The sequence below is a fragment of the Pigmentiphaga kullae genome (assembly GCF_004216695.1).
Lineage (GTDB): Bacteria > Pseudomonadota > Gammaproteobacteria > Burkholderiales > Burkholderiaceae_B > Pigmentiphaga > Pigmentiphaga kullae.
The window spans coordinates 71,674-92,912 of record NZ_SGXC01000001.1 but is presented as its reverse complement, the minus strand read 5'-3'; the positions used below and the strand labels follow the sequence as shown (position 1 = coordinate 92,912).

Below are 21,239 nucleotides of genomic sequence, written 5' to 3'. Positions count from 1 at the left end.
TATGGAACGGAATCCAGTTCAAGGCAAGAAGCAATGACGAGCTCCGATCACTCTTTTGGCCCAGCATCCGGTCACGCGTCGATCGGCGAACGCAGCGTTGCGCTGCGCTCGCTCTGGTCCCGCGGCGCGCGTCTGGCTCAGGGCCTGCGCGAGGGAGGTGTCAGGGAAGGCGACGCGCTCGCGATACTGATGCGCAACGACCTCTGCTTCCTTGAGGCCATGATCGCCGCCAGCCTGCTCGGGGCCTATGCGGTGCCCATCAACTGGCACCAGAAAGCGGATGAATCGGCATTCATCCTTGCCGATGCGGCGGCGCCGGTACTGCTGGCTCATGCGGATCTGCTGGCGGGGATGGGCGGGGCGATACCACGCGGCGTGCGGGTCATCGCCAGTCCCACGCCGCCCGAGATCCAGAGGGCCTACGGGTTGGACGCCGGATGCTGTGCCGTGCCTTCCGGGGTGGAGAGCCTGGAGCAAGTGATCGCGGCCCATGGCGAGCTGGAGGATCGCTCCGCGGCGGGCACTCGCGGCAGCATCATCTATACCAGCGGAACCACGGGGCGGCCCAAGGGGGTGCGGCGCGCGGCGCTCGAGCCGGACGCGGCCCGCCGCTTCGCGGCGCTGTCGCAGCAATGGTTCGACCTGCGCCCCGGCGTGCGTACCGTCATGGCCGGCCCCATGTATCACAGCGCGCCCAACACCTATACCCGGTCGGTCCTGAATTCGGGAGGCAGCATCGCATTGATGCCGAGATTCGATGCCGAGGAATTGCTGGCGTTGATCGAGCGCGAGCGCATCACCCACCTGCATCTGGTTCCCACCATGTTCGTGCGGCTGCTTCGCCTGCCCGAGGCGGTCAGGGCACGCCATGACCTGAGTTCGCTGGAGTTCGTCATCCACGGCGCGGCGCCCTGTGCCCGCGAGATCAAGCAGGCCATGATCGATTGGTGGGGGCCGGTCATCCACGAGTACTACGGGGCGACGGAAACCGGCATGGCCAGCCGCAGTTCGTCCGAGGAGTGGCTGGCCCGGCCAGGAACCCTCGGCCGGGCCTGGCCGGGACGGGAGCTGCGTGTCTATGGCGAGAATGGCGAGCGCCTTGGCGCCGGGCAGATCGGCGAGATCTACGTGGGACTGCAAGGGGTGCCCAACTTCACCTACCTGAACGCAGACGCGCAGCGGGTCCAGGTCGACCGCGACGGGCTGGTTACCAACGGCGACGTCGGCTATCTGGACGAAGACGGCTACCTGTTCCTGGTCGATCGGAAGAAGGACATGGTCATTTCCGGTGGCGTGAACATCTATCCCGCCGAGATCGAATGCGCGCTGGCCGAGCACGAGGGCGTGGCCGACAGCGCGGTGATCGGCGTGCCCGATGCCGAGTACGGGGAAAGGCTGGTGGCCTTCGTGCTGCCGTCCGATGGCCTGGCCCTGTCGGAAGACGCGCTGCGCGGCTTCCTGAAGAGCAAGCTGGCGAATTTCAAGGTTCCCCGGGAGTTCGTCTTCGTCGATGAGCTTCCCCGGGACGACTCCGGCAAGCTGATGAAGCGCAAGTTGCGCGATCCCTATTGGGCCGGGCGGGCGGCGGCCATCTGAACGAGCACGCACCGAGGAGACGACGATGCGAACTATTGCGGTCGCGGCGGCCCTGTCGGCCGCCTTGGCGGGATTCCCCTGCTGGGCGAAGTATCCCGAACGCCCCATACGGCTGATCGTGCCGTATCCGGCGGGCGGCACCACCGACGTGCTGGCGCGCCTGGTGGCCAAGGTCATGGCCGAGGCATTGGGGCAGGAGGTATTCGTCGACAACCGGGCGGGCGCGGCCACCATCGTGGGCGTGGACGCCGCTGCCAGGGCTCCCAACGATGGTTACACCATCCTGCTCGCGACGGCCACGTCGTTCGCGGTCAATCCCCACATCTACAAGAAGCTCCCTTATCGCCTGGACGAGTTCATTCCGATCGGGTTCATCGGCGAAGCGCCCATCCTGCTGGTTTCTCCCGTGTCGTATCCCGCACGCAACCTGCCCGAACTGGTCTCCAGACTGAAGGCCGATACCGCCGGCACGGCCATCGCGACTACCGGCAAGGGCGGCTTCTCGCATTTGACGGCCGCCATGTTCTTCAACGCCATCGGCGCCAAGTACCGCGACGTGCCGTACCGTGGGGAAGCTCCGGCCATCCAGGACGTGGTGGGGGGCCAGGTGAACCTGTACTTCGGCAGCATGCCGGGCACGCTTCCCCATGTCAGCGCCGGACGGCTGCGCGCCTATGGCGTGACGTCGGAACAGCGGTCGCCGTCGGCGCCCGCCATCCCCTCATTCGCCGAGCAGGGACTGCCCCAGGTGGTCGCCACGTCCTGGTTCGGGCTGTCGGCGCCCAAGGGAACGTCGTCCGACATCATCGCCACGCTCGGGGCGGCGCTGGCGAAGGCGATGAAGGAACAGAGCATGCGCGACAGGCTGGCGCAGGAAGGCGCGGTCACGCGCGAGATGTCGCCGGCCGGGTTCGCCGATTACATTCGCCGCGACAACGAGCGCTGGGGCGTCATCGTGCGGGCGGCCGGCGTGGAAGCGGAGTAGGCCATGAGCGGATACATGCTGGAGCAGGTGTTGTACGACCTGGGAACGCGCCGCGATGCGCGTGAGGCTTTCGCGGCTGATGCCGCGGGGTTTCTTGCACGCTACCGCCTGGAACCCGCCCAGGCCAGGATGGTCGTGGAATTCGACGTGGCGCAATTGCAGCGCGAGGGCGTCAGCCCATTGCTGACCTATGGCTATTGGATGATGAACGCGCCGTCGCGGACGAGGGCCTCCTATCTGGCGAGGCTGCGCGAAGCGCGGGAGGAGGGGGCATGGCAAGCATCGTAGGCGGCTTCGTCATGCCGCATGAACCCGGCATCTTCTACATGCCCAGGGAGCGCTGGACGGAAGGCCAGCACCGGGTCATGGCGGCCTATGGCGAGATCGCGCGCCGCATAGGCGAACTGGAAGCCACCGCGGTGGTAGTGGTCGGCGCCGACCACTACGTGCTGTTCGGGCCGGGATGCCTGCCGAGCTATCTGATCGGGATAGGCGAGGTCAGCGGACCTTATGAGAAGTTCGCCGGCATCGACCAGGGCGAGATTCCCAACCATGCGCCGCTTGCCGGGCACATCGCGCGCCATGGCCGGGACCATGGATACGACTGGGCCGTGGCCAAGGTGCTGCGCGTGGACCATTCGATCGGCCTGCCCGCGCGCGTGTGCGCGCTCGTCAATCCCTCGGTGCGCGGCGTGATACCGGTCTACCTGGCCAGCGGCGTGGAGCCGGTGATATCGCTGCGGCGGGCCCACCAACTGGGCGGCGCCCTGCGCGCGGCGGTCGAGGCCTGGGACACCGACGACCGCGTCGTGGTGATCGGTTCCGGTGGCATCAGCCATTGGGTCGGCATGCCGCAGATGGGACGGGTGAACGAGGCCTTCGACCATCGCGTGCTCGATTGCGTGGCGCGGGGCGATTCCCATGGCCTGCTGGAGATGAGCGATGCCGAAATCCTGGAGCAGGGCGGCAACGGCGCTTTCGAGATAAGGAATTTTCTTTGCATGATGGGCGCGCTGCCGGGCCGGACCGGACGAGTGCTGTGCTATGAGCACGGCGAAGAATGGGTGACCGGCCTGGGGTTCGCCGAAGTCCTGGAGCCAGCATGACGACTGACGTTATTCAACCCGGTCCGGACGAGCTCCGCGCGCTGGTGGATCTGGAACGTGGCGCGATCGACCGCCGCGTGTATTGGGACGAGGCCGTCTACCGGCTGGAGCTCGAACGCATCTTTGCCCGCTGCTGGCTGTTCGTGGCGCACGAGAGCCAGGTCGCGGAGCCCGGCGACTTCCTGACCACCTACATGGGCGAGGACGGGGTGATCGTGGCCCGGGACGGCAATGGCGCGATCAACGTCTTCCTGAACTCCTGCACGCACCGCGGCAACCGCATCAGCCTGGCCGAGGTCGGCAATCGCCGGCGCTTCACCTGCAACTATCACGGCTGGACTTTCGGGCTGGACGGCGCGCTGGTGGCGCTGCCCCAGGAGGACGTCTATCGGCAGACCTGCCCTGGCTTCGATCCGGGCGATCTCGGCCTGCACCGGGCCCGGGTCGCATCCTACAAGGGACTGGTGTTCGCGACCTTCGACGAGGAAGCGTCCGGCCTGGAGGATTACCTGGGCGACTATCGCTGGTACCTGGACGTGCTGCTGGACAACGATGAGGACGGTACGGAATTTCTGGAAGGCAGCATCAAGTCGCGCATGGCATGTAACTGGAAGTTCCCGGCGGAGAACTTCGCCGGCGATTCGTACCACGCCGCCTGGACGCACAACTCGGGCGCGATGGCGATGCTGGGGATGGGCGTGGGCAAGTCGAACCAGGAGAACAGCTACCAGATCAACGTCAACGGACATGGCTGGCAATTCGGCCTCGACATGGTCGGCAACGCGATGGTGCTGGGCGAACAGGACATCGTCGACTACCTGCGCGAGCGCGAGGAGCAAGTAGCCGCCCGCCTGGGCAAGCTGCGATCGCGCATGGTGGGGTCCATCAGTTCGGCCAACCTGTTTCCCCATATGTCCTTCCTGCCCGGCCAGAGCACTTTCCGCACCTGGCATCCCAAGGGGCCGAAGGGAATAGAACTGCATACCTGGGTGCTGGTCAACAAGTCCGCGCCTGAAAGCCTCAAGAGCCTGTACATGAAGGGGGTCATGAGGACTTTCTCGCCGTCGGGCACCTTGGAGATGGACGATGGCGACAACTGGGAGAACTCGACGCAGACCAACGATGGCGTGGTGACCCGGCGCCAGAAGCTGCACTACGCGCTGGGCCTGGACAGCGGCATCCAGCATCCCGAGCTGAAGGGGGCGGTGCATCTGCGCAAGTACAACGATTCGAACCAGCGCGCCTTCTACCGCCAGTGGCTGAAGCTGATGTGCGACGAGCGCGCGCACGCATCCAGGAGCTGAGCACATGCCCGTGAACCTAGGCGAGACCCCCATCCTGCGCAAGCCGGTCGCGCCGCCCCCGCCGATGCTGCCGCCGCGGGACCTGGTGTTCGAAGTGGAGCAGTTCCTGTATCGCGAGGCCCGCCTGCTGGACGACGAACGCTACCAGGAGTGGCTGGGACTGATGACCGAGGATGTCCATTATTGGATGCCCGGTATCCAGTCGCGTCACCGGCGGGACAAGAAGCCCAGGCTCGATCCCCGGCGCATGGCATTCTTCGATGACGACCTGCTGAACATGCGGCGGCGGGTGACCCGCTTTCTCGATCCCACGGCATGGGCCGAGGATCCGCCGACCCGCTCCTGCCACATCATCTCGAATATCGAGGTCGAACTGACCGATGCGCCCGGCCAATACCGGGTGTACTCCGCCTTCGTCAATTGCCGTGGCAGGGGCGAGGCGGAAGAGTACTGGTTGTCCGGCCGCCGCAACGACGTGCTGCGGCGCGTGGAGGACGGAGGCCTGCGCCTGGCGTCGCGCGAGATCGTCATCACGCAGACCGTCCTGCTGGCCAAGAACCTGAACGTATTCCTATGAATACACGGGCTCTCGAACGCGGTGCTTCTTCCTCGTCCGGCTGGCTGGCGGGGCAGGTCGCGGTCATTACCGGAGCGGCCAGCGGCATCGGCCGCGCCGTGGCCGAACGCTACCTGGAAGAAGGCGCGCTGGGCGTGGTATGCGTGGATGCCGACCGGGGTGGCCTGGACGAGTTGGCCCGGGAGCACGGGAGTCGCGTCGAACCGGTGATCGGCGACGTACGCGACCATGCGGTCCACGAACGGGCGGTCGAACGCGCGCTGGCAAGCTACGGCGGCCTGGACGTGCTGGTGGGCAACGCGGGGCTGTTCGATTTTCGCCGGCCCTTGAGAGGCTATACCGCCTCGGCCCTGGCGGCGACGATGGACGAGTTGTTCGCGGTCAACCTGCGCGGCTATCTGTACGCGGCCATGGCCGCGCGCGAGGCGCTGGAGGCAGCCGGTGGCTGCATGATCTTTACCGCCTCAGTGGCCAGCTTCCATGCGGGGGGCGGAGGCGTGCTCTACACCATGGGCAAGCACGCCGTGGTCGGCCTGGTGCGTCAGTTGGCCCTGGAGCTGGCACCCAGGGTGAGGGTGAACGGCGTCGGGCCGGGCGGCACGCTGACGGGACTGCGGGGCACGCAGACGCTGGGACATGGCGACCGCCAGATCGATGCCGATCCGCGCGCCTTTGACGAACGCGTATCGGCGGCGGTGCCGCTGGCGTTCGCCCAGCGGCCGCGCGACCACGCCGGTCTTTATGTGCTGCTGGCCAGCCGCGACAACGCGCGCGCGGTCACCGGCGAAATATTCATGAGCGACGGCGGCGTGGCCGCCCGCTCGATCTGAGGAAACGGGCATGGACACTTCCGCGAGACATCCGGCCGTGGGCAAGACCGTCGAGGCCAACGGATTGCGCACGAACTATCACGAGGCGGGCGATGGGCCGCCGGTCATTTTTCTGCACGGCTCGGGAGCGGGGGTCAGCGGCTGGGAAAACTGGCATGGCGTCATGCCGGCGTTCGCGCGCCGGCACCGGGTGCTGGTCCCGGACATCGTCGGCTTCGGTTTCACCGAACGCCAGCCTGATGCACGGTACAACATCAAGGTGTGGGTACAGCACCTGCTGGGATTCATGGATGCCATGAACGTGCAGCAGGCCGATCTGGTGGGCAATTCGTTCGGCGGCGCGCTGGCATTGGCCGTGGCGCTGCGCAATGGGCACCGCGTCCGCCGGATGGTGCTCATGGGCACGCCGGCCGGAGAGTTCGAGCAGCGCGCCTCGTCGGCGCGGTCCTGGTACTACCAGCCATCGCTGGAGAGCATGGCGGAGCTGCTGCGCACCTTTCCCTACGATCCGGCCGTGATCACCGACGAGATGGTGAGGCTGCGCCACGAGGTCAGCCTGCAGGCGGGCGGCATGGACGCCTACCGCAAACTGTTCCCCGAGCCCGGGCAGGCGGGGGAGGTCAAGATGGTCAAAGGCATTCCGGAACGGGACCTGGAGTCGATCGCGGCGCCCGTCCTGGTGCTGCATGGGCGCGACGACCAGCGCGTACCCGTGGAGTGCGGGCTTCGTATCGCCCGGCGGTGTCCGCGCGCCGACCTGCTCATGTTTGGCCAATGCGGCCACTGGGTGCAGATTGAACGGCAGGATGCCTTCGTCCAGTCGGCCATGTCCTTCCTGGCCTGACCGCCAGGCTGTCTGTGCGATTCGCGCCCTCTACCCGATAAGGAAAGCCCGTGCTCGATTCCGATACCTCATTGCGGCTCGCGAAGGAGCTGGAAGCGGCTCAACACAGCCGCGTGCCGGTGCGGCAGTTCTCGCTGCGCCATCCCGACATGACCGTGGACGACGGCTATGGCATCCAGCGGGCGTGGATGCGCCTGAAGCGGGAGAGCGGCCGGACGCTGCGCGGGCACAAGATCGGCCTGACCTCGCGCGCCATGCAGCAGTCCAGCCAGATCGACGAGCCCGACTATGGCGCCCTGCTCGACGACATGTTCCATGAGTCGGGTCATGACATCGCGCACGACCGGTTTCTGGCGCCGCGCGTGGAAGTCGAGTTGGCTTTCGTGCTCGGCCGGCCGTTGCGCGGACCGGGAGTGACCGTCTTCGACGTATTGCGCGCCACGGACTACGTGGTGCCCGCGCTGGAGATCATCGACGCGCGCATCGAGCAGACGGATCGGGAGTCGGGCCGGCCGCGCAAGGTGTTCGATACCATTTCGGACAACGCCGCCAGCGCGGGCGTGGTGCTGGGAGGCCGGCCGGTGCGGCCGGACGCCGTGGACCTGAGGTGGTGCGGCGCCCTGCTGCACAAGAACGGGATCATCGAGGAGTCGGGGCTGGCCGCCGCCGTGCTGGGGCACCCGGCCACCGGCATCGCGTGGCTGGCCAATAAGCTGGCGCGCCACGACGAAATGCTGGGCGAGGGCGAGATCGTCCTGGCCGGATCCTTCACCCGGCCCGTACCGGGCGCCCGGGGGGATACCTTCCATGCGGACTACGGTCAGCTGGGTTCGATCGGTTTTCGCTTCGCCTGACGGGGACATGGCATGAATCTGCCCGAGAATGCCTTCAAGCGTGCGCTCATCGACCGCCGGCGGCTTATCGGCCTATGGGCCGCGATGGCCGATCCCTATAGCCTGGAGATCTGCGCCCAGGCCGGATTCGACTGGCTGCTGCTGGATGGGGAACATGGTCCCAACGACTTGCGCAGCGTCCTGGCGCAGTTGCAGGCATTGGCCGCCTATCCGCCGGCGCCGGTTGTTCGCGTGCCCGACGGCGACGCCGTGCTGTTGAAGCAGTACCTGGAGATCGGCGTCCAGAATTTCCTCGTTCCCATGGTCGAGTCCGCGGAGCAGGCGCGGGCGATCGTCGCGGCGACGCGTTATCCGCCGCACGGGACGCGCGGCGTGGGGAGTTCCATCGCGCGGTCCTCGCGGTGGGCCACCTATGCGGACTACCTGTACGCGGCGAACGGGCAGATATGCGTGCTGGCGCAGGTCGAGACCGCGGCCGGCGTGGACCGTGTCGCGCAGATCGCCGCGGTGGACGGCGTCGACGGTATCTTCATCGGTCCGGCCGACCTGGCTGCTTCCATGGGGCACCTGGGGGAGCCGGGTCATCCCGAGGTGCGGGCGGCCATCGATCGGGCAAGGCGGGGGGCTTTGTCGCATGACAAGGCGGTGGGTACGCTGGCCACGGATTCCGCCCTGATACGGCAACATCTGGAGCAAGGCGCCAGTTTTGTCGCTGTGGGAGTGGACACCGCTTTGCTGGCGCGCGCCACCCGCGAACTGGCCGCCGCCTGGATCAATCCAGCCTGACCTTGGCCTTGCGCACGACCTCGCCCCACTTGGCGCGGTCGGCCGCGATGAACGCCGCGAATTCCGCCGGCGTGTCCCCCTTCAGTTCTCCCCCATACGAGCGCCATTTCTCGGCCAGCTCCGGCGACTGCGCGGCCTTGCGCATGGCTTCGCTCAGCTTGTCGACGATGGCCTTGGGGGTGCCGGCCGGCGCCAGCAGCCCCTGCCAGGCGATGGGTTCGAAGTCGGCGATGCCCGACTCGGCGAAAGTCGGCACGTCGGGGAAGGTGGGGTGCCGCTGCTTGCCCGTGATCGCCAGCAGCTTGAGCTTGCCCGCGCGGATGTTGCCCGCCGCCGCCGGAAGCCCGTCGAACATCAATTGCACCTGGCCCGCCAGCAGATCCGCATAGGGGCTGTTGCTGTTGTAGGGCACGAAATTCAGCTTGGTGTCGGCGCTGAAACCAAACCATTCGCCCGACAGGTGGGAGTAGCTGCCCGGCCCCTGGGTGGCCACGTTGACCGCATCGGGCCTGGATTTCATCAAGGCCAGCAGGGCGCGGACGTCGTTGGCGGGCAGCTTGGGCGTGGCGATCAGGCCGGTGTTCAGGATGCCGAGCAGGCTGACCGGCGTGAAGTCCTTGGCCGCGTCGAACGGAAGCTTGGAATACAGGTGCGGCACCACGGACAGCGTGCTGGTGGTGCCGATGTACAGGGTGTAGCCGTCGGGCGTGGCGCGCGCGGCCGCCTCGGTGCCGATGATGCCGGAAGCCCCCGGGCGGTTGTCCACGAACACCGTCTGTCCCAGGACCTTGGTCAGTTCGGCCGCGATTTCGCGGGCATTGGCGTCGGGGCCGGTGCCGGCGGCGAAGGGGGCGATGATGCGGACCGCCCGCGCGGGGTAGTCCTCGGCATGGGCGCCGGTCGAAACGAGGGCCGCCAGGGCGATGGCGGGCAGGCCGATGCGGCGTAACAGCGGATTCATGGGGCGTCTCCTGGGTTCATCACTTCCGTGATTTTGTTTGTCTATTATCAAAATAAGAGAATTGGTATATATTTAAAACACACGACAACCAAAAAATCAACTTTTATTCTCCTTTAAAGAGAACGAAAGGAGGAGTAATGGCAGTGCAACCCTCCCACGCCCCCCACGCCGGCCTGTCGCTCGCCTTCAGTCATCTTGGGCTGTATGCGCGCGATATCGACGCGATGGCGCAGTTCTACCGGACCGTGCTGCGCTTTACCGAGACCGACCGCGGCAACCTGGGCCATACCCGCCTCATCTTCCTGAGCCGCGATCCGGCCGAGCATCACCAGATCGTCCTGGTATCGGGCCGGCCCGAAGACCTGCGGTTCAGCGTCGTGAACCAGATCTCGTTCCGCGTTCCCGACCTGCCCACGCTGCGGCGCTTCCATGAGCGGCTGGTCGAGGCCGGTGTGGACGACATCCAGCCCGTGACCCACGGCAACGCGGTCTCCATCTATTGCCGCGATCCGGAAGGCAATCGGCTGGAACTGTTCATGGACACCGACTGGTACTGCGAGCAGCCACTGCGCGAACCGGTCGATTTCCGCGACAGCGACGAGGAGATCCTGCGCAAGGCGCAGGCCATCGCCCGCCGCTATCCGCGTTTCCAGCCTCGCGCCCAATGGCAGGCCGAGGTCGCACGGCGCATGGAAGCCGACCAGCATGCGTGAACGTCCATCGATGACGGCCGACGTGGCGATCGTCGGCTACGGGCCGGTGGGGGCCCTGCTGGCCAACCTGCTGGGGCAGGCGGGGTTGTCGGTGCTGGTGCTGGACAAGGAGCGCCAGGTCTATCCTTTGCCGCGCGCCATCCATTTCGATGGCGAGGTCATGCGCATCTTCCAGAGCGCGGGCCTGCGGGAGGCGGCGCTGGCGGTGTCGCGGCCGGGTAACCAGGGCATGCATTTCGTCAACGCCGAAGGCCGGACCCTGCTGATCCGGGGCGGCACGGCCGACGACGGGCCGCACGGGTGTGCCAACAATTACTATTTCCACCAGCCGGAACTGGAGCGTGTGCTGCGCGAGGGCGTTGCCCGCCATGCGGGGGTGGCGGTCCGGCTGGGCTGCGAAGTGACGGCCTTGCGCGAACGCGGCGATTGGGTCGAACTGGACCTGGCGGACGGCGGCACCGCGCGCGCCCGCTATGTCGTCGGCTGCGACGGAGCCCGGTCGCTGGTGCGCAAGACCATGGACAGCAGGATGGAGGATCTGGGCCTGCACCAGCCGTGGTTGGTCTTCGACGCGATCCTGAAGGACGATGGGCCGTCCCTGCCCGCGCACACCGTGCAGTATTGCGATCCGGCGCGGCCCATGACCTATTGCAACGTGGTCGGCCGCCGGCGACGCTGGGAGATCATGGTCATGCCGGGGGACGATACCGCCGCGCTGGTCCGGCCCGATACGCTGTGGGCGCTCGTTCGCCGCTGGGTCACCCCGGAGCAGGCCGACCTCGAGCGCGCCGTGGTCTACACCTTCCACTCCGTGCTGGCGCATGGCTGGCGCAAGGGCCGCATGCTGCTGGCCGGCGACTCGGCGCACCAGACGCCGCCCTTCCTGGGGCAGGGCATGTGCGCCGGCATGCGCGATGCCGCCAACCTGGCGTGGAAGCTCGAGGCGGTATTACGCGGGCGGGCCGGCGATGCGCTGCTGGATTCCTACGAGTCCGAGCGCGCGCCGCATGTCCGGGCCTTCGTGGAGCTGGCCGTGCGCCTGGGCGGCATCATCCAGGCCACCGATCCGGACGCGGCCCGCGAACGCGACCGGCGCTTCTCGGCCGGCGAGCCGGAGATCTTCGAATTCCCCTCGCCCGCCCTGGGGCCGGGACTCCAGGGCGACGCGCCCGCGCCCGCGGGGCTGCCCTTTCCGCAGCCGCGCCTGGACGACGGCCGGCTGCTGGACGAGGCGCTGGGCAACCGCATGGCGATCATCGGCGCGCCCGGCGTGGTGGCCGCGGTGGGAGACGCCACGCGCGAGCGCTGGCGGACGATGGACGCGGTGGTGCTCGACCGTCCGGGCCGTACACTAGCGGCCTGGCTCGACGCGCACGGCGCGCGGGCCGTCGTGCTGCGTCCCGACCGCTACCTGATGGGCGTGGCGCGCACCTCCGACGAACTCGAGCGCATCACGGCCCGCCTGCCCGCGGCCGAGGTGGCTCTGTCCCGATGACCGCATGGAAGAAAAATCCGCCACCAGCCTGGAACGCATGCTGCGGGTGCTGGACCTGTTCGACGACGAGCACCTGACCCGCACCGCCGAAGAGATCGCGTCGCTGCTGGACGTATCCCTGCCCACCGGCTATCGCTACGTGAAGACGCTGGGCGATGCGGGGCTGCTCCAGCGCGCCGGCGACTCGCGCTATGCGCTGGGCCCGCGCATCGTGGTGCTGGACTACTACATCCGGCGGGCCGATCCGTTGTTGCAGGTGGCGATTCCCCACATGGCCGAACTGGTGGAGAAAACCGGCTTCGATTGCGTGACCTCGGCCTGGTTCGGTTCGCAGATCCTGGACACGCACCGCGAACTGGGCAAGGCGCCCGCGACGCTGTCCTATGGGCGGGGGCGCCCCCGCCCGCTGTTCAGCGGCGGCGCGCCCAAGGTCATCCTGGCTTCGTTCGCGCCCGCGCAACTGCGCAAGCTGTTCGATGCGCACCCCGCCGACATCGCCCGGGCCGGCCTGCCCTCCGAGTGGCCGGCTTTCCGGAAGTACTACGCCGCGATCCGCCGGGCCGGCCATTACGTGTCCCGCGGCGAACTCGAGCCGCAGCTGGCAGCCATCGCGGCGCCCATACCCAAGGCCGACGGCGCTGTCTGGGGGGCCTTGTCGGTAGTGATAGACATGCCGCGCATCGACGTGGTGGACGTGCCGCGCGTGGTGCAACTGGTCAGGCAGGCCGCAGGCCGGATCGCCGACGAACTGGCGGGCTGAGGGCCTTAGCCCCGGTCCGACGGCTCGGCTTGCGCGGCAAGCGCCGTCTTGCTGGCGTGGGCCTGGATTTCCGCGACGAAGGCGAGCAGATGCGCTTCGGCCAGCCGCCCCGCGGTCACGCCGTCCCGCCGCGTCAGCGCTTCGATGATCTCGTCGTGCTCGTCCAGCGCGGCTTCCACCCGTTCGCCGAAGCGGACCGTGCCGACGCCGGCGCTGATCAGGAATTCGCCCCGGTCCCACAACGAAAAAGCCAGTTCGTTCAGGTTGGTCGCGCGCGCGATGGTGTGCAGCATCAGGTGGAATTTGCGGTTGCCGAGCCGATAGGCCTCGTCCCTTCCCGATGCGGACGAGGCCCGGTTGAAGGCTTTCCTCATCCGGTCGTTGATCGACTGCAGTTCGTCGATTTCCTCGGGCAGGGCGCGCTGTGCCGCCAGCCGGGCGAAATAGCCCTCGATCACCGCGAACAGGCCCAGGAAGTCGGTGACGTCGGACAGCGATGGCGTGGAGACGCGGCAGCCCACCTGGGGCGTGATCTCGACGAACTTCTCGATTTCCAGGCGCTTGAGCGCTTCCATGACGGGGAAGCGGCTGCTGCCTATGGCGGCCAGGACGGCGTCGATGTCGATCAACGCGCCCGCCGGCAGCTCGCCATTGAGCATCTGGGCTTTCAGGTGGTCGTAGGCCTGGTTCGCGAGCGGCTGCTTGCCCCTTGATTCCATGCGTATCTCGTATTCGTGGGTAGGCCCGGCACTGCGGGCTCCGGAGCAGTGCGGCGCCTTCCTGTGACGCGGCTGGCCGGCATTATAGCCGCCGGGTCATGGCCGATGACGCCCCGTTCAGGCGTGCGGAGCAGGCGCCTCGCCGGAGAAACGGCCGAAGCGGCCACGGTAGTAGACCAACGGATCGGCATCGTCGCCGGACTCCACCGCCACCACGTGTCCGACCAGGATGACGTGGTCGCCGGCGTCGTACTCGCAGGCCGTGTCGCAGAGCATGGATGCGTGCGCATCCGGCAGGCGCGGCGGTTCGAGGCCGGCATGCGGCGCCGCCGGCTCGGCGAACTTGGCCACGCCGCGCTTGGCGAAACGCATGGCCATGCCGGCCTGTTCCTGCGCCAGCACGTGGACACGGAATTGCTTGCTGCCCGAGAAGACCCGGCGCGACAGCGCGTGCTTGTCCAGGCAGAACAGGATCAGGGGCGGAGTCAGCGAGACGGAGGTCAGGGAACTGACCGTCACGCCCACGGGCGTGCCGTCCGCCGCGGTGGCCGTGACCACCGCGACTCCGGTGGGAAAGCTGCCCATGCAGCGCTTGAATTCGTCGGACGAGAGCATGTCGCGGGCCTTTCAGATCGTATTGACATGTTAACATGTTAGTCCTACGATGCGGACAAATCAACAAGGCTCAAGGAGAGCATCGATGGGTGTGCGCAGCGGATCGGAATACTGGGACCACTTGCGGTCCCAGCCCCGGGAAGTCTGGGTCGAGGGGCAGCGGGTCGAGGATGTGGTGCGGCATCCGGCCTTCGGCCGCACCGCCAGGCAGGTCGCCAAGCTGTACGACCTGCAATCGGATCCGGCGCACGCCAAGGTCCTGGCCGCGGCCGCCGACGCCTGCGGGCAGGCCTGCGCCACGGCCTTTCTCGTGCCCAAGACCCCGCAGGATTTGCGCATCAGGCGGGCGGCCTTCGAAACGGTGGCCGAGCAGACCTTCGGGCTGCTCGGCCGCTCGCCCGATTTCATGAACACCATGCTGGCCGCCTTCCTCGACGGCCGGGGCTATTTCCGCAAGGCGGGCGCGCGCTTCGAGGACAACCTCGTGCGCTACGTCGAGCACGTACGCGATAACGACCTGTTCCTGACGCACGCCCTGATCACGCCGCAGAACGACAGGTCCAGGGCCTCGCACGAGCAGGCCCAGTCCGACCTGCATCTGGGCGTGGTGCGCGAAACCGGCGAGGGGTTGATCGTGCGCGGCGCCCGCATGCTGGCGACCATGGGGCCGGTCGCCGACGAGGTACTGATCTACAGCCTGCCCATGCTCAAGCCGGGCGACGAACGCTATGCGGTCGCGTTCGCGCTGCCCCTGGCGACGCCGGGCCTGCGCCAGATCGCCCGGCCGCCGTTCGAGAAGGGACTGGCCAGGGACCACTACGAGCATCCGCTGGCCAGCCGCTTCGAGGAACCCGACTCCCTGCTGGTGTTCGACGATGTGCTGGTGCCCTGGGACCGGGTGTTCATCAACCAGGACGTGGAGTTGTCCAACGGGATGTACGGCGCAACGGCGGTGCGGCAGTTCACGGCGCAGCAGACGTCGGTGCGGGGCCTGGTCAAGCTGAAGCTGGTCACCGGCGCCATGATCGCCGTCGCGCGCGCGATCAAGGCCGATATCCACCTGCATGTGCAGAACATGATCGGTGAGTGCCTGGATGCGGTCGAGATGGTCGAGTCCTGCATCGTGCGCGCCGAACTGGAAGCGGAAGCGGCGCCCAACGGCACCTTGCGGCCCAACCTGCGGCCCTATCACGCGATCCGCACCTTCCTGCCCACCATCTATCCGCGCGCGGTCGAATACCTGCAGAAGATAGGTGCGGGCGGCCTGCTGATGATGCCGGCGGAGTCCGATTTCGCCAGCCCGGTCGCGCGCGACGTGCTCAAGTACTACCAGGGCGCGGCCACCGGTTCGGTCGACCGCATCCGCATCTTCAAGCTGGCGTGGGACCTGTGCGGCGACGCCTTCGCCAGCCGGCAGATGCAGTACGAGCGCTACTACGTGGGGGACCCGGTACGCCTGTTGGCCAGCTCCTACCACGAGGGCAATCGATCGGCCTGCACGGGGCTGGTCGACCGGGCCCTGGCGCTGGCCGGCGAGCCGGCGGGGATGGAGCGATGAGCGCGCCGCATCGGTCCGGCACGGGATGCCGGCGAGTGGGGCGCCTGGTCCTGGCGGCCGGGCTGGCGGGCGCGGCGGTGGCCGTGGCCGGTGACAGAAAGCCCGATCTGCCGACGGCGTATCCCGCCGAATGGGACGTCGCGTTCACGCAGCGCGCGCCGCTGAAGGTCGGCGAAGGCTTCTGCCAGCCTCCCGTCGGCCCCGGCGTATCTTCCGGCCTTTGCTACGGGAAGTACCTGGGATTCGAGCCGAAGAAAATCTCCTATGCCAAGGGAACCCGTCTGTTCGCGGCTTCCCGGCCGCTGGCCTGCGACATCGAGATGGACCAGGACGTCGCCATCACGCTGCGCGACGGCGTGAAGATCTACGCCGACGTGCTCCGTCCCGCCGGGCAGGGCAAACTGCCCGCGATCGTTGCATGGGGACCGTATACGAAGTCGCTGCCCCAGGATCCCGAGTGGGTCTATCCCAAGGAAATGGGCGTGGATCCGGGATGGCTGACCGGCCTGGCGAAGTTCGAGGCGCCGGATGCCGGCTACTGGTCCTGCCACGGCTATACCGTCGTCAACGTCGATCCGCGCGGGGTCGACGTGTCGGAAGGGGACATGCAGTTCTTCGGCCGGGTCGACGCGGCCGACGGCTACGAGGTGGTCGAGTGGGTGGCGGCGCAGCCCTGGAGCAACGGCAAGGTCGGGATACATGGCAGCTCGTGGCTCGCCATGGTCCAGTTCCACATCGCCGCGCTGCGGCCCCCGCACCTGGCGGCCATCGCCCCGGCCAGCGCCCACATCACGGACCTGTACCGCCATCGGCTCATGAAGGGCGGCATTCCCAATACGCGGCTCAACACGGTGCTCACCCGGAGCATGCGCGGCTCGAATCGCTACGAAGAGCCATCGGTCATGGCGTCCAGGCAGCCCTTGATGAATGCCTACTGGGAGGACAAGATCGCCGACATGTCCAAGGTCGAGGTTCCCATGTACCTGGTCGGCAGCTATGGGCTGGAGGTGCAGGCGGCGGAAATGGACGGCTTCTTCCGGGTCGCGTCCAGGAACAAATGGCTGCGCATCACCGACAAGGGGACGTGGGCCGACCAGTACATGCCCGAGAACGTGGACGACACGCGGCGCTTTTTCGACCGCTATCTGAAAGGGGTGGACAACGGCTGGGAGCGGACACCCAGGGTCCGGCTGGCCGTGCTCGATCCCGGCGGGAAGGACCGCGTGAACGTGCCCGCGAGCGACTGGCCGCCGGCGAACACGCAATACCGGAAGATCTACCTGGATGCGGCGAACGGCACGCTGTCGCCGCGGCCGGTCGGCTCGGCCTCGTCGGCAAGCTACGACGCCAGGACGGGGAAGCGCACCTTCGTCTACCGGTTCGACCGGGATACGGCCGTCGTGGGGTATCTGCGGCTGCGCTTGTGGGTCGAGGTGGCCGGCGCCGAAGACGGGGATTTCTTCGTCACGGTGCAGAAGACCGGCGCCGATGGGAAAGTCATCGAGGCGGCCAGGGGATACAAGGGGACCGGGGGCCGCCTGCGGGCGTCGATGCGCGCGCTCGATGCCGGCCTGTCCACGGACTTCCTGCCGGTCCCGTCGTTCCGCAAGCGCGAGCCACTGGACGCCGGGCAGATCGTGCCGCTGGACATCTCGATCTCGCCGACCGGCATGATGTGGCGCGCGGGCCAGGAACTGCGATTGACCGTGGCCGGAGACGTGTTGAAGGGCACCACCGCGCCCACCAATGCGGGCCGGCACGTCATCCACGCCGGCGGCAGGTACGACGCCTATCTGCAGATTCCCGTCGTCGCGCTGAGCGGCGGATAGCCTGCGGCCGGAAACAGACAATCAATCAGAACAGGAGAGGGGACAGACATGCATTCCAAGCGATCTTTCATGGTCCTGGCGGCGGGGCTCGCCGGCGCGGCGGCCGTCGCCGCGCACGCCGCGCCGGGCAGCGGCAGGCCCGAGCTGCCGGCCGCGTATCCCCAGGCATGGGACGTGACGTTCACGCAGCGCGCGTCGCTGAGAACCGGCGAAGGCTTCTGCCAGCCCGCCGCGTCCGGGGCGTCGGGGCTCTGCTACGGGAAGTATCACGGGTTCGATCCGAAGAAGATCATCTACGCCAAGGGAACGCGTCTCTTTGCTTCCACGCTGCCGCTGGCCTGCGACATCGAGATGGACCAGGACGTCGCCATCACCTTGCGCGACGGCGTGAAGATTTATGCCGACGTGTTCCGTCCCGCCGGCCAGGACAGGCTGCCCACGATCATGGCATGGGGGCCGTACACGAAATCCGTGCCCCAGGACCCCGCCTGGGTCTATCCCAAGGGGATGCTGGATCCGTCCTGGATTTCCGGCCTGGCGGCGTTCGAAACGCCGGATCCCGGCTACTGGTCCTGCCATGGCTATACGGTCGTGAACGTCGATCCGCGCGGGGTCGACATGTCGGAAGGGAACATGCAGTCCTTCGGCCGGGTGAACGCGGCCGACGGCTACGAGGCCATAGAGTGGGCGGCCGGGCAGCCCTGGAGCAACGGCAAGGTCGCGATGCATGGCAGCTCGTGGCTGGGGATGGTGCAGTACCAGATTGCCGCGCTGCGGCCGCCGCACCTGGTGGCCATCGCCCCGATCGGGGTCCACATCTCGGATCTGTACCGCGACCGACTGATGAAGGGCGGGATCCCGAACACGCGACTCAATACCTTTCTGCTCAGGAGCATGCGCGGATCGAATCTGTACGAGGAGCCTTCCGTCACGGCGCAGCGGCATCCGCTCATGAACGCCTACTGGGAGGACAAGATCGCCGACATGTCCCGGATCGAGATCCCGATGTACCTGGTCGGCAGCTACGGCCTGGAGATCGCCGCCGCCGAACTGGACGGGTTCCATCGGGTGGCGTCGCGCGACAAGTGGCTGCGCATCACGGAAAAGGGGTTGTGGAACGACCAGTACACGCCGGAGAACGTGGAGGACTACCGCCGCTTCCTGGACCGCTACCTGAAAGGGCTGGACAACGGCTGGGAGCGAACCCCCCGGGTCCGGATGACGGTGCTCGACCCCGGCGGCAGGAATCAGCGGCACGTGCCCGCGAGCGACTGGCCGCTGCCCGATACGCGATACCGGAAGGCCTACCTGGATGCGGCAACGGGCACGCTGTCGCCCCGGCCGGTCGGCGCGGCCTCGTCGGCGAGTTATGACGCCAGGACCGGGACGGCCGTGTTCGTCCATCGGTTCGACCGCGACACGCGCCTGATCGGATACCTGAAGCTGCGCTTGTGGGTCGAGGTGGCGGGGGCCGACGACGGGGACTTCTTCGTCACGGTGCAGAAGACCGGGGCCGACGGGAAAGTCCTGGAGACCGCCGAGGGATACAAGGAAACGGGGGGGCGGCTGCGGGCGTCGATGCGCGCGCTCGATGCCGGCCGGTCCAAGGACTTCATGCCGGTCCATGCCTTCCGCAAGCCTGAGCGCCTGCGGGCCGGCCAGGTCGTGCCGCTGGACATCGCCATCGCGCCGACGGGCATGGTGTGGCGCGCGGGCCAGGAGCTGCGGCTGACCGTGGCTGGCGACGCGCTGAAGGGTGTCACGGCGCCCAGCAACGCGGGCCGCCATGTCCTGCACACCGGCGGGAAATACCAGGCCTATCTGCAGCTTCCCGTCATCGACTGAAACGTAGTTCCCCCGCGCCATGCCTCGCACCGGCGGTGCATGGCCAGCAACGCGTATCCCAGGAGAATTGGATGAACCAGGTTTTCACGGCAGCACCCGCTTCCTCGTCCCCGCTGCGCCGCCACCTGCTTGCCGTGGCCGGCGTCCTGCTGCTTGCCGCATCCGGCGCGCAGGCCCAGACATGGCCGGCGCAGACGGCTTCCATCGTCGTGCCCTATACGCCGGGCAGCGCCCCCGACGTGCTGGCGCGCGGCCTGGCCGAGCGGTTGAGCGGCGCGACGGACAAGACCGTCGTCGTCGAGAACAAGCCCGGCGCCAATGCCATCGTCGGCAGCGACGCCGTGGCCAAGGCTGCGGCCACCGGCAACACCTTGCTGCTGGTCGACCGGCTGACGCTGTCGGTCAACCCGGTGCTCTATGCCAAGCTGCCATACGCGGCCCGGGACCTGACCGGCGTGTCCGATGTCGCCAGCGTCGATCTGGCGGTCGTCTGCCGCGCCGACGCGCCGTTCAAGACCTGGAGTGAGATGATCGACCACGCGCGCAAGCATCCGGGCGCGCTGATGGTTGCCACGGGCGGCCAGGGCAGCGTGCACCATCTGAGCCTGGAACTGATCGAACGCCACTACGGCGTGCAGATCACCGACGTGCCGTACAAGGGCATGGTGCCGGCGGCGGCCGCCGTGGTGGGCGGGGGCGTGCCCTGTGTGGTGACGGGGCCCGAGACCGTGCTCGAACACATCCGGTCGGGCCGGCTGCGCGGGCTGGTCGTGGGCAACGCCAGGCGTTCCCCGCTGATGCCCGACGTGCCGACGCTGGCCGAGGCCGGCGCGCCCGGCGATCTGCTGATCCCCACCCATTTCACCCTGTTCGCTCCCGCCAGGACGCCGCCGCAGGTGATCCGTGGCATCAACGCCGCGGTCGCGCGGGCACAGGCCGATCCAGGTTTCGTCTCGACCTTCGCGGCGCGCGGGCTGGTGATCGCGCCCGGCACGCCCGAGCAGGTGAACGCGGGAGTCGAGGCCGAGACGGCGCGCCTGGGCAAGCTGATCCGCGACGCGAACATCCGGCTGGAATGAGATGCGGCCCGAAGTGCCTCAGGCCTGCGCGCCCTGCGAGATCCTGCGCGTGATTTCCTCGGCGGCCTCGCGCAGCCGCCTGGCCAGGTATTCCTCGTTGAATGCCTGGAAGCGGTCCACCGATCCCACGGCGGTGATGCTGCCCAGTATCCGCTTGCGTTCGTCGAAGATGGGGGCCGCGATCCCGGCCTTGTCCGGGTCGAGGTCGCCGACGGACAGGCAATATCCCGCCCGACGTATCTCCAGCATGGCGCGCGAGAAGTCCTTCCAGCTTGCGCCCAGCCGCTGCATGTCCGCTTCCTGCGCGTGTTCGTCGTACAGGCGGCGCAACTGGCGAGGCGGCAGGCTGGCCAGTACCACGCGCGCCGTGGCGCTGCGCAGCAGGGCCATGGGGCGGCCGCGGCCGAAGCGCAGCGGCTCGGCGTCCCGGCCCGGGTGGTGGTGCACGGTGATGACCGTGCTGCCGTACAGCTCGCTCAGCAGCACGTTCAGGCCCGTTTCTTCCCCCAAGGCCTCGATCAGGTCCCGGCTCTCGGTAAGCATCGGGTCGTATTCGCGCATCTGCAGATCGAGCTGGATCACGCGCGGCCCCAGCGCATATCCCCCCGGAAGCCGCACCAGGAGGCCCACCGCGCAGAGCTCCCGGATGTAGCGATAGGCCGTGGCGGGCGCGTAGCCGAGCTGGTTGCAGATCACGTCGACATCGACGGCAGGCTGGTCGGGCCTGAAGAGGTCGAGGACGTCGAGCATGCGGCGAAGGCTGTTCATGAGAGGCGGATGGCG

Annotated in this window: 21 protein-coding genes; 17 read left to right on the top strand and 4 right to left on the bottom strand. The window is 67.7% G+C overall.

Annotated elements, in window-relative coordinates; translation table 11 throughout:
- Window positions 1-33 precede the first annotated feature (33 nt).
- From EV675_RS00445 to EV675_RS00400, 10 genes are read left to right on the top strand one after another with little or no spacing between them, the layout of a single operon-like run.
- The gene (locus EV675_RS00445) at window positions 34-1,596 is read left to right on the top strand and encodes an AMP-binding protein (protein WP_130355480.1); all 1,563 of its coding nucleotides are present in this window, start codon (window positions 34-36) and stop codon (window positions 1,594-1,596) included.
- Between the two features lie 25 nt (window positions 1,597-1,621).
- Window positions 1,622-2,581 (top strand): Bug family tripartite tricarboxylate transporter substrate binding protein, encoded by a 960-nt coding sequence (locus EV675_RS00440; protein ID WP_130355479.1) that lies wholly within the window; start codon window positions 1,622-1,624, stop codon window positions 2,579-2,581.
- A gap of 3 nt (window positions 2,582-2,584) precedes the next feature.
- Window positions 2,585-2,869: an extradiol ring-cleavage dioxygenase gene (locus EV675_RS00435; RefSeq protein WP_124691327.1), complete on the top strand. Its 285-nt coding sequence runs from the start codon at window positions 2,585-2,587 to the stop codon at window positions 2,867-2,869.
- Complete coding sequence (locus EV675_RS00430; RefSeq protein WP_130355478.1) at window positions 2,854-3,687, top strand: DODA-type extradiol aromatic ring-opening family dioxygenase; 834 nt, start codon at window positions 2,854-2,856, stop codon at window positions 3,685-3,687. Before EV675_RS00435 ends, EV675_RS00430 begins: the two co-directional genes overlap by 16 nt.
- Window positions 3,684-4,991, top strand: coding sequence for an aromatic ring-hydroxylating oxygenase subunit alpha (locus EV675_RS00425; protein ID WP_130355477.1), 1,308 nt, complete (start codon window positions 3,684-3,686; stop codon window positions 4,989-4,991). The genes EV675_RS00430 and EV675_RS00425 overlap by 4 nt, the downstream gene beginning before the upstream one ends.
- Window positions 4,992-4,995: 4 nt before the next feature.
- Entirely contained in the window at window positions 4,996-5,568 is a 573-nt protein-coding gene (locus EV675_RS00420) for a 3-phenylpropionate/cinnamic acid dioxygenase subunit beta (RefSeq protein WP_207221900.1), read from the top strand.
- On the top strand, window positions 5,565-6,398 hold the full coding sequence (locus tag EV675_RS00415) for an SDR family oxidoreductase (protein WP_130355476.1): 834 nt from the start codon (window positions 5,565-5,567) through the stop codon (window positions 6,396-6,398). Before EV675_RS00420 ends, EV675_RS00415 begins: the two co-directional genes overlap by 4 nt.
- 10 nt (window positions 6,399-6,408) lie before the next feature.
- Window positions 6,409-7,242: an alpha/beta fold hydrolase gene (locus EV675_RS00410; RefSeq protein WP_130355475.1), complete on the top strand. Its 834-nt coding sequence runs from the start codon at window positions 6,409-6,411 to the stop codon at window positions 7,240-7,242.
- A gap of 50 nt (window positions 7,243-7,292) precedes the next feature.
- Entirely contained in the window at window positions 7,293-8,096 is an 804-nt protein-coding gene (gene hpaH, locus EV675_RS00405) for a 2-oxo-hept-4-ene-1,7-dioate hydratase (protein WP_130355474.1), read from the top strand.
- Between the two features lie 12 nt (window positions 8,097-8,108).
- Window positions 8,109-8,882, top strand: a complete 774-nt coding sequence (locus EV675_RS00400) for an aldolase/citrate lyase family protein (RefSeq protein WP_130355473.1) — start codon at window positions 8,109-8,111, stop codon at window positions 8,880-8,882.
- Here the strand turns inward: EV675_RS00400 and EV675_RS00395 are convergent.
- Window positions 8,869-9,843, bottom strand: a complete 975-nt coding sequence (locus EV675_RS00395; protein WP_130355472.1) for a Bug family tripartite tricarboxylate transporter substrate binding protein — start codon at window positions 9,841-9,843, stop codon at window positions 8,869-8,871. The two genes, EV675_RS00400 and EV675_RS00395, sit on opposite strands and share 14 nt — an antisense overlap.
- A gap of 137 nt (window positions 9,844-9,980) precedes the next feature.
- On the opposite strand from EV675_RS00395, the gene EV675_RS00390 reads away from it, so the two are divergent.
- From EV675_RS00390 to EV675_RS00380, 3 genes are read left to right on the top strand one after another with little or no spacing between them, the layout of a single operon-like run.
- Window positions 9,981-10,556 carry a VOC family protein gene (locus EV675_RS00390; RefSeq protein WP_130355471.1) on the top strand — a complete coding sequence of 192 codons (576 nt, stop codon included), beginning with the start codon at window positions 9,981-9,983 and terminating at the stop codon, window positions 10,554-10,556.
- Window positions 10,549-12,051 carry a bifunctional 3-(3-hydroxy-phenyl)propionate/3-hydroxycinnamic acid hydroxylase MhpA gene (mhpA, locus tag EV675_RS00385; protein WP_130355470.1) on the top strand — a complete coding sequence of 501 codons (1,503 nt, stop codon included), beginning with the start codon at window positions 10,549-10,551 and terminating at the stop codon, window positions 12,049-12,051. The genes EV675_RS00390 and mhpA overlap by 8 nt, the downstream gene beginning before the upstream one ends.
- Window positions 12,052-12,055: 4 nt before the next feature.
- Complete coding sequence (locus EV675_RS00380; RefSeq protein ID WP_130355469.1) at window positions 12,056-12,811, top strand: IclR family transcriptional regulator; 756 nt, start codon at window positions 12,056-12,058, stop codon at window positions 12,809-12,811.
- A 5-nt stretch (window positions 12,812-12,816) separates the two neighbouring features.
- Here the strand turns inward: EV675_RS00380 and EV675_RS00375 are convergent, their stop codons facing one another.
- Window positions 12,817-13,530: a GntR family transcriptional regulator gene (locus EV675_RS00375; protein ID WP_130355468.1), complete on the bottom strand. Its 714-nt coding sequence runs from the start codon at window positions 13,528-13,530 to the stop codon at window positions 12,817-12,819.
- Between the two features lie 117 nt (window positions 13,531-13,647).
- The gene (locus EV675_RS00370) at window positions 13,648-14,145 is read right to left on the bottom strand and encodes a flavin reductase family protein (protein WP_130355467.1); all 498 of its coding nucleotides are present in this window, start codon (window positions 14,143-14,145) and stop codon (window positions 13,648-13,650) included.
- An 85-nt stretch (window positions 14,146-14,230) separates the two neighbouring features.
- On the opposite strand from EV675_RS00370, the gene EV675_RS00365 reads away from it, so the two are divergent.
- The 4 genes from EV675_RS00365 (at window position 14,231) to EV675_RS00350 (ending at window position 20,456) form a co-directional block, all read left to right on the top strand.
- Window positions 14,231-15,703: a 4-hydroxyphenylacetate 3-hydroxylase family protein gene (locus tag EV675_RS00365; protein ID WP_130355466.1), complete on the top strand. Its 1,473-nt coding sequence runs from the start codon at window positions 14,231-14,233 to the stop codon at window positions 15,701-15,703.
- Window positions 15,700-17,532 (top strand): CocE/NonD family hydrolase, encoded by a 1,833-nt coding sequence (locus tag EV675_RS00360; RefSeq protein ID WP_130355465.1) that lies wholly within the window; start codon window positions 15,700-15,702, stop codon window positions 17,530-17,532. The genes EV675_RS00365 and EV675_RS00360 overlap by 4 nt, the downstream gene beginning before the upstream one ends.
- Window positions 17,533-17,580: 48 nt before the next feature.
- Window positions 17,581-19,377: a CocE/NonD family hydrolase gene (locus EV675_RS00355; RefSeq protein WP_130355464.1), complete on the top strand. Its 1,797-nt coding sequence runs from the start codon at window positions 17,581-17,583 to the stop codon at window positions 19,375-19,377.
- A gap of 71 nt (window positions 19,378-19,448) precedes the next feature.
- Window positions 19,449-20,456: a Bug family tripartite tricarboxylate transporter substrate binding protein gene (locus EV675_RS00350; protein WP_130355463.1), complete on the top strand. Its 1,008-nt coding sequence runs from the start codon at window positions 19,449-19,451 to the stop codon at window positions 20,454-20,456.
- Window positions 20,457-20,474: 18 nt separating this feature from the next.
- On the opposite strand, the gene EV675_RS00345 is transcribed toward EV675_RS00350, so the two are convergent.
- The gene (locus EV675_RS00345) at window positions 20,475-21,224 is read right to left on the bottom strand and encodes an IclR family transcriptional regulator (RefSeq protein ID WP_165404346.1); all 750 of its coding nucleotides are present in this window, start codon (window positions 21,222-21,224) and stop codon (window positions 20,475-20,477) included.
- Between the last annotated feature and the right edge of the window lie 15 nt (window positions 21,225-21,239).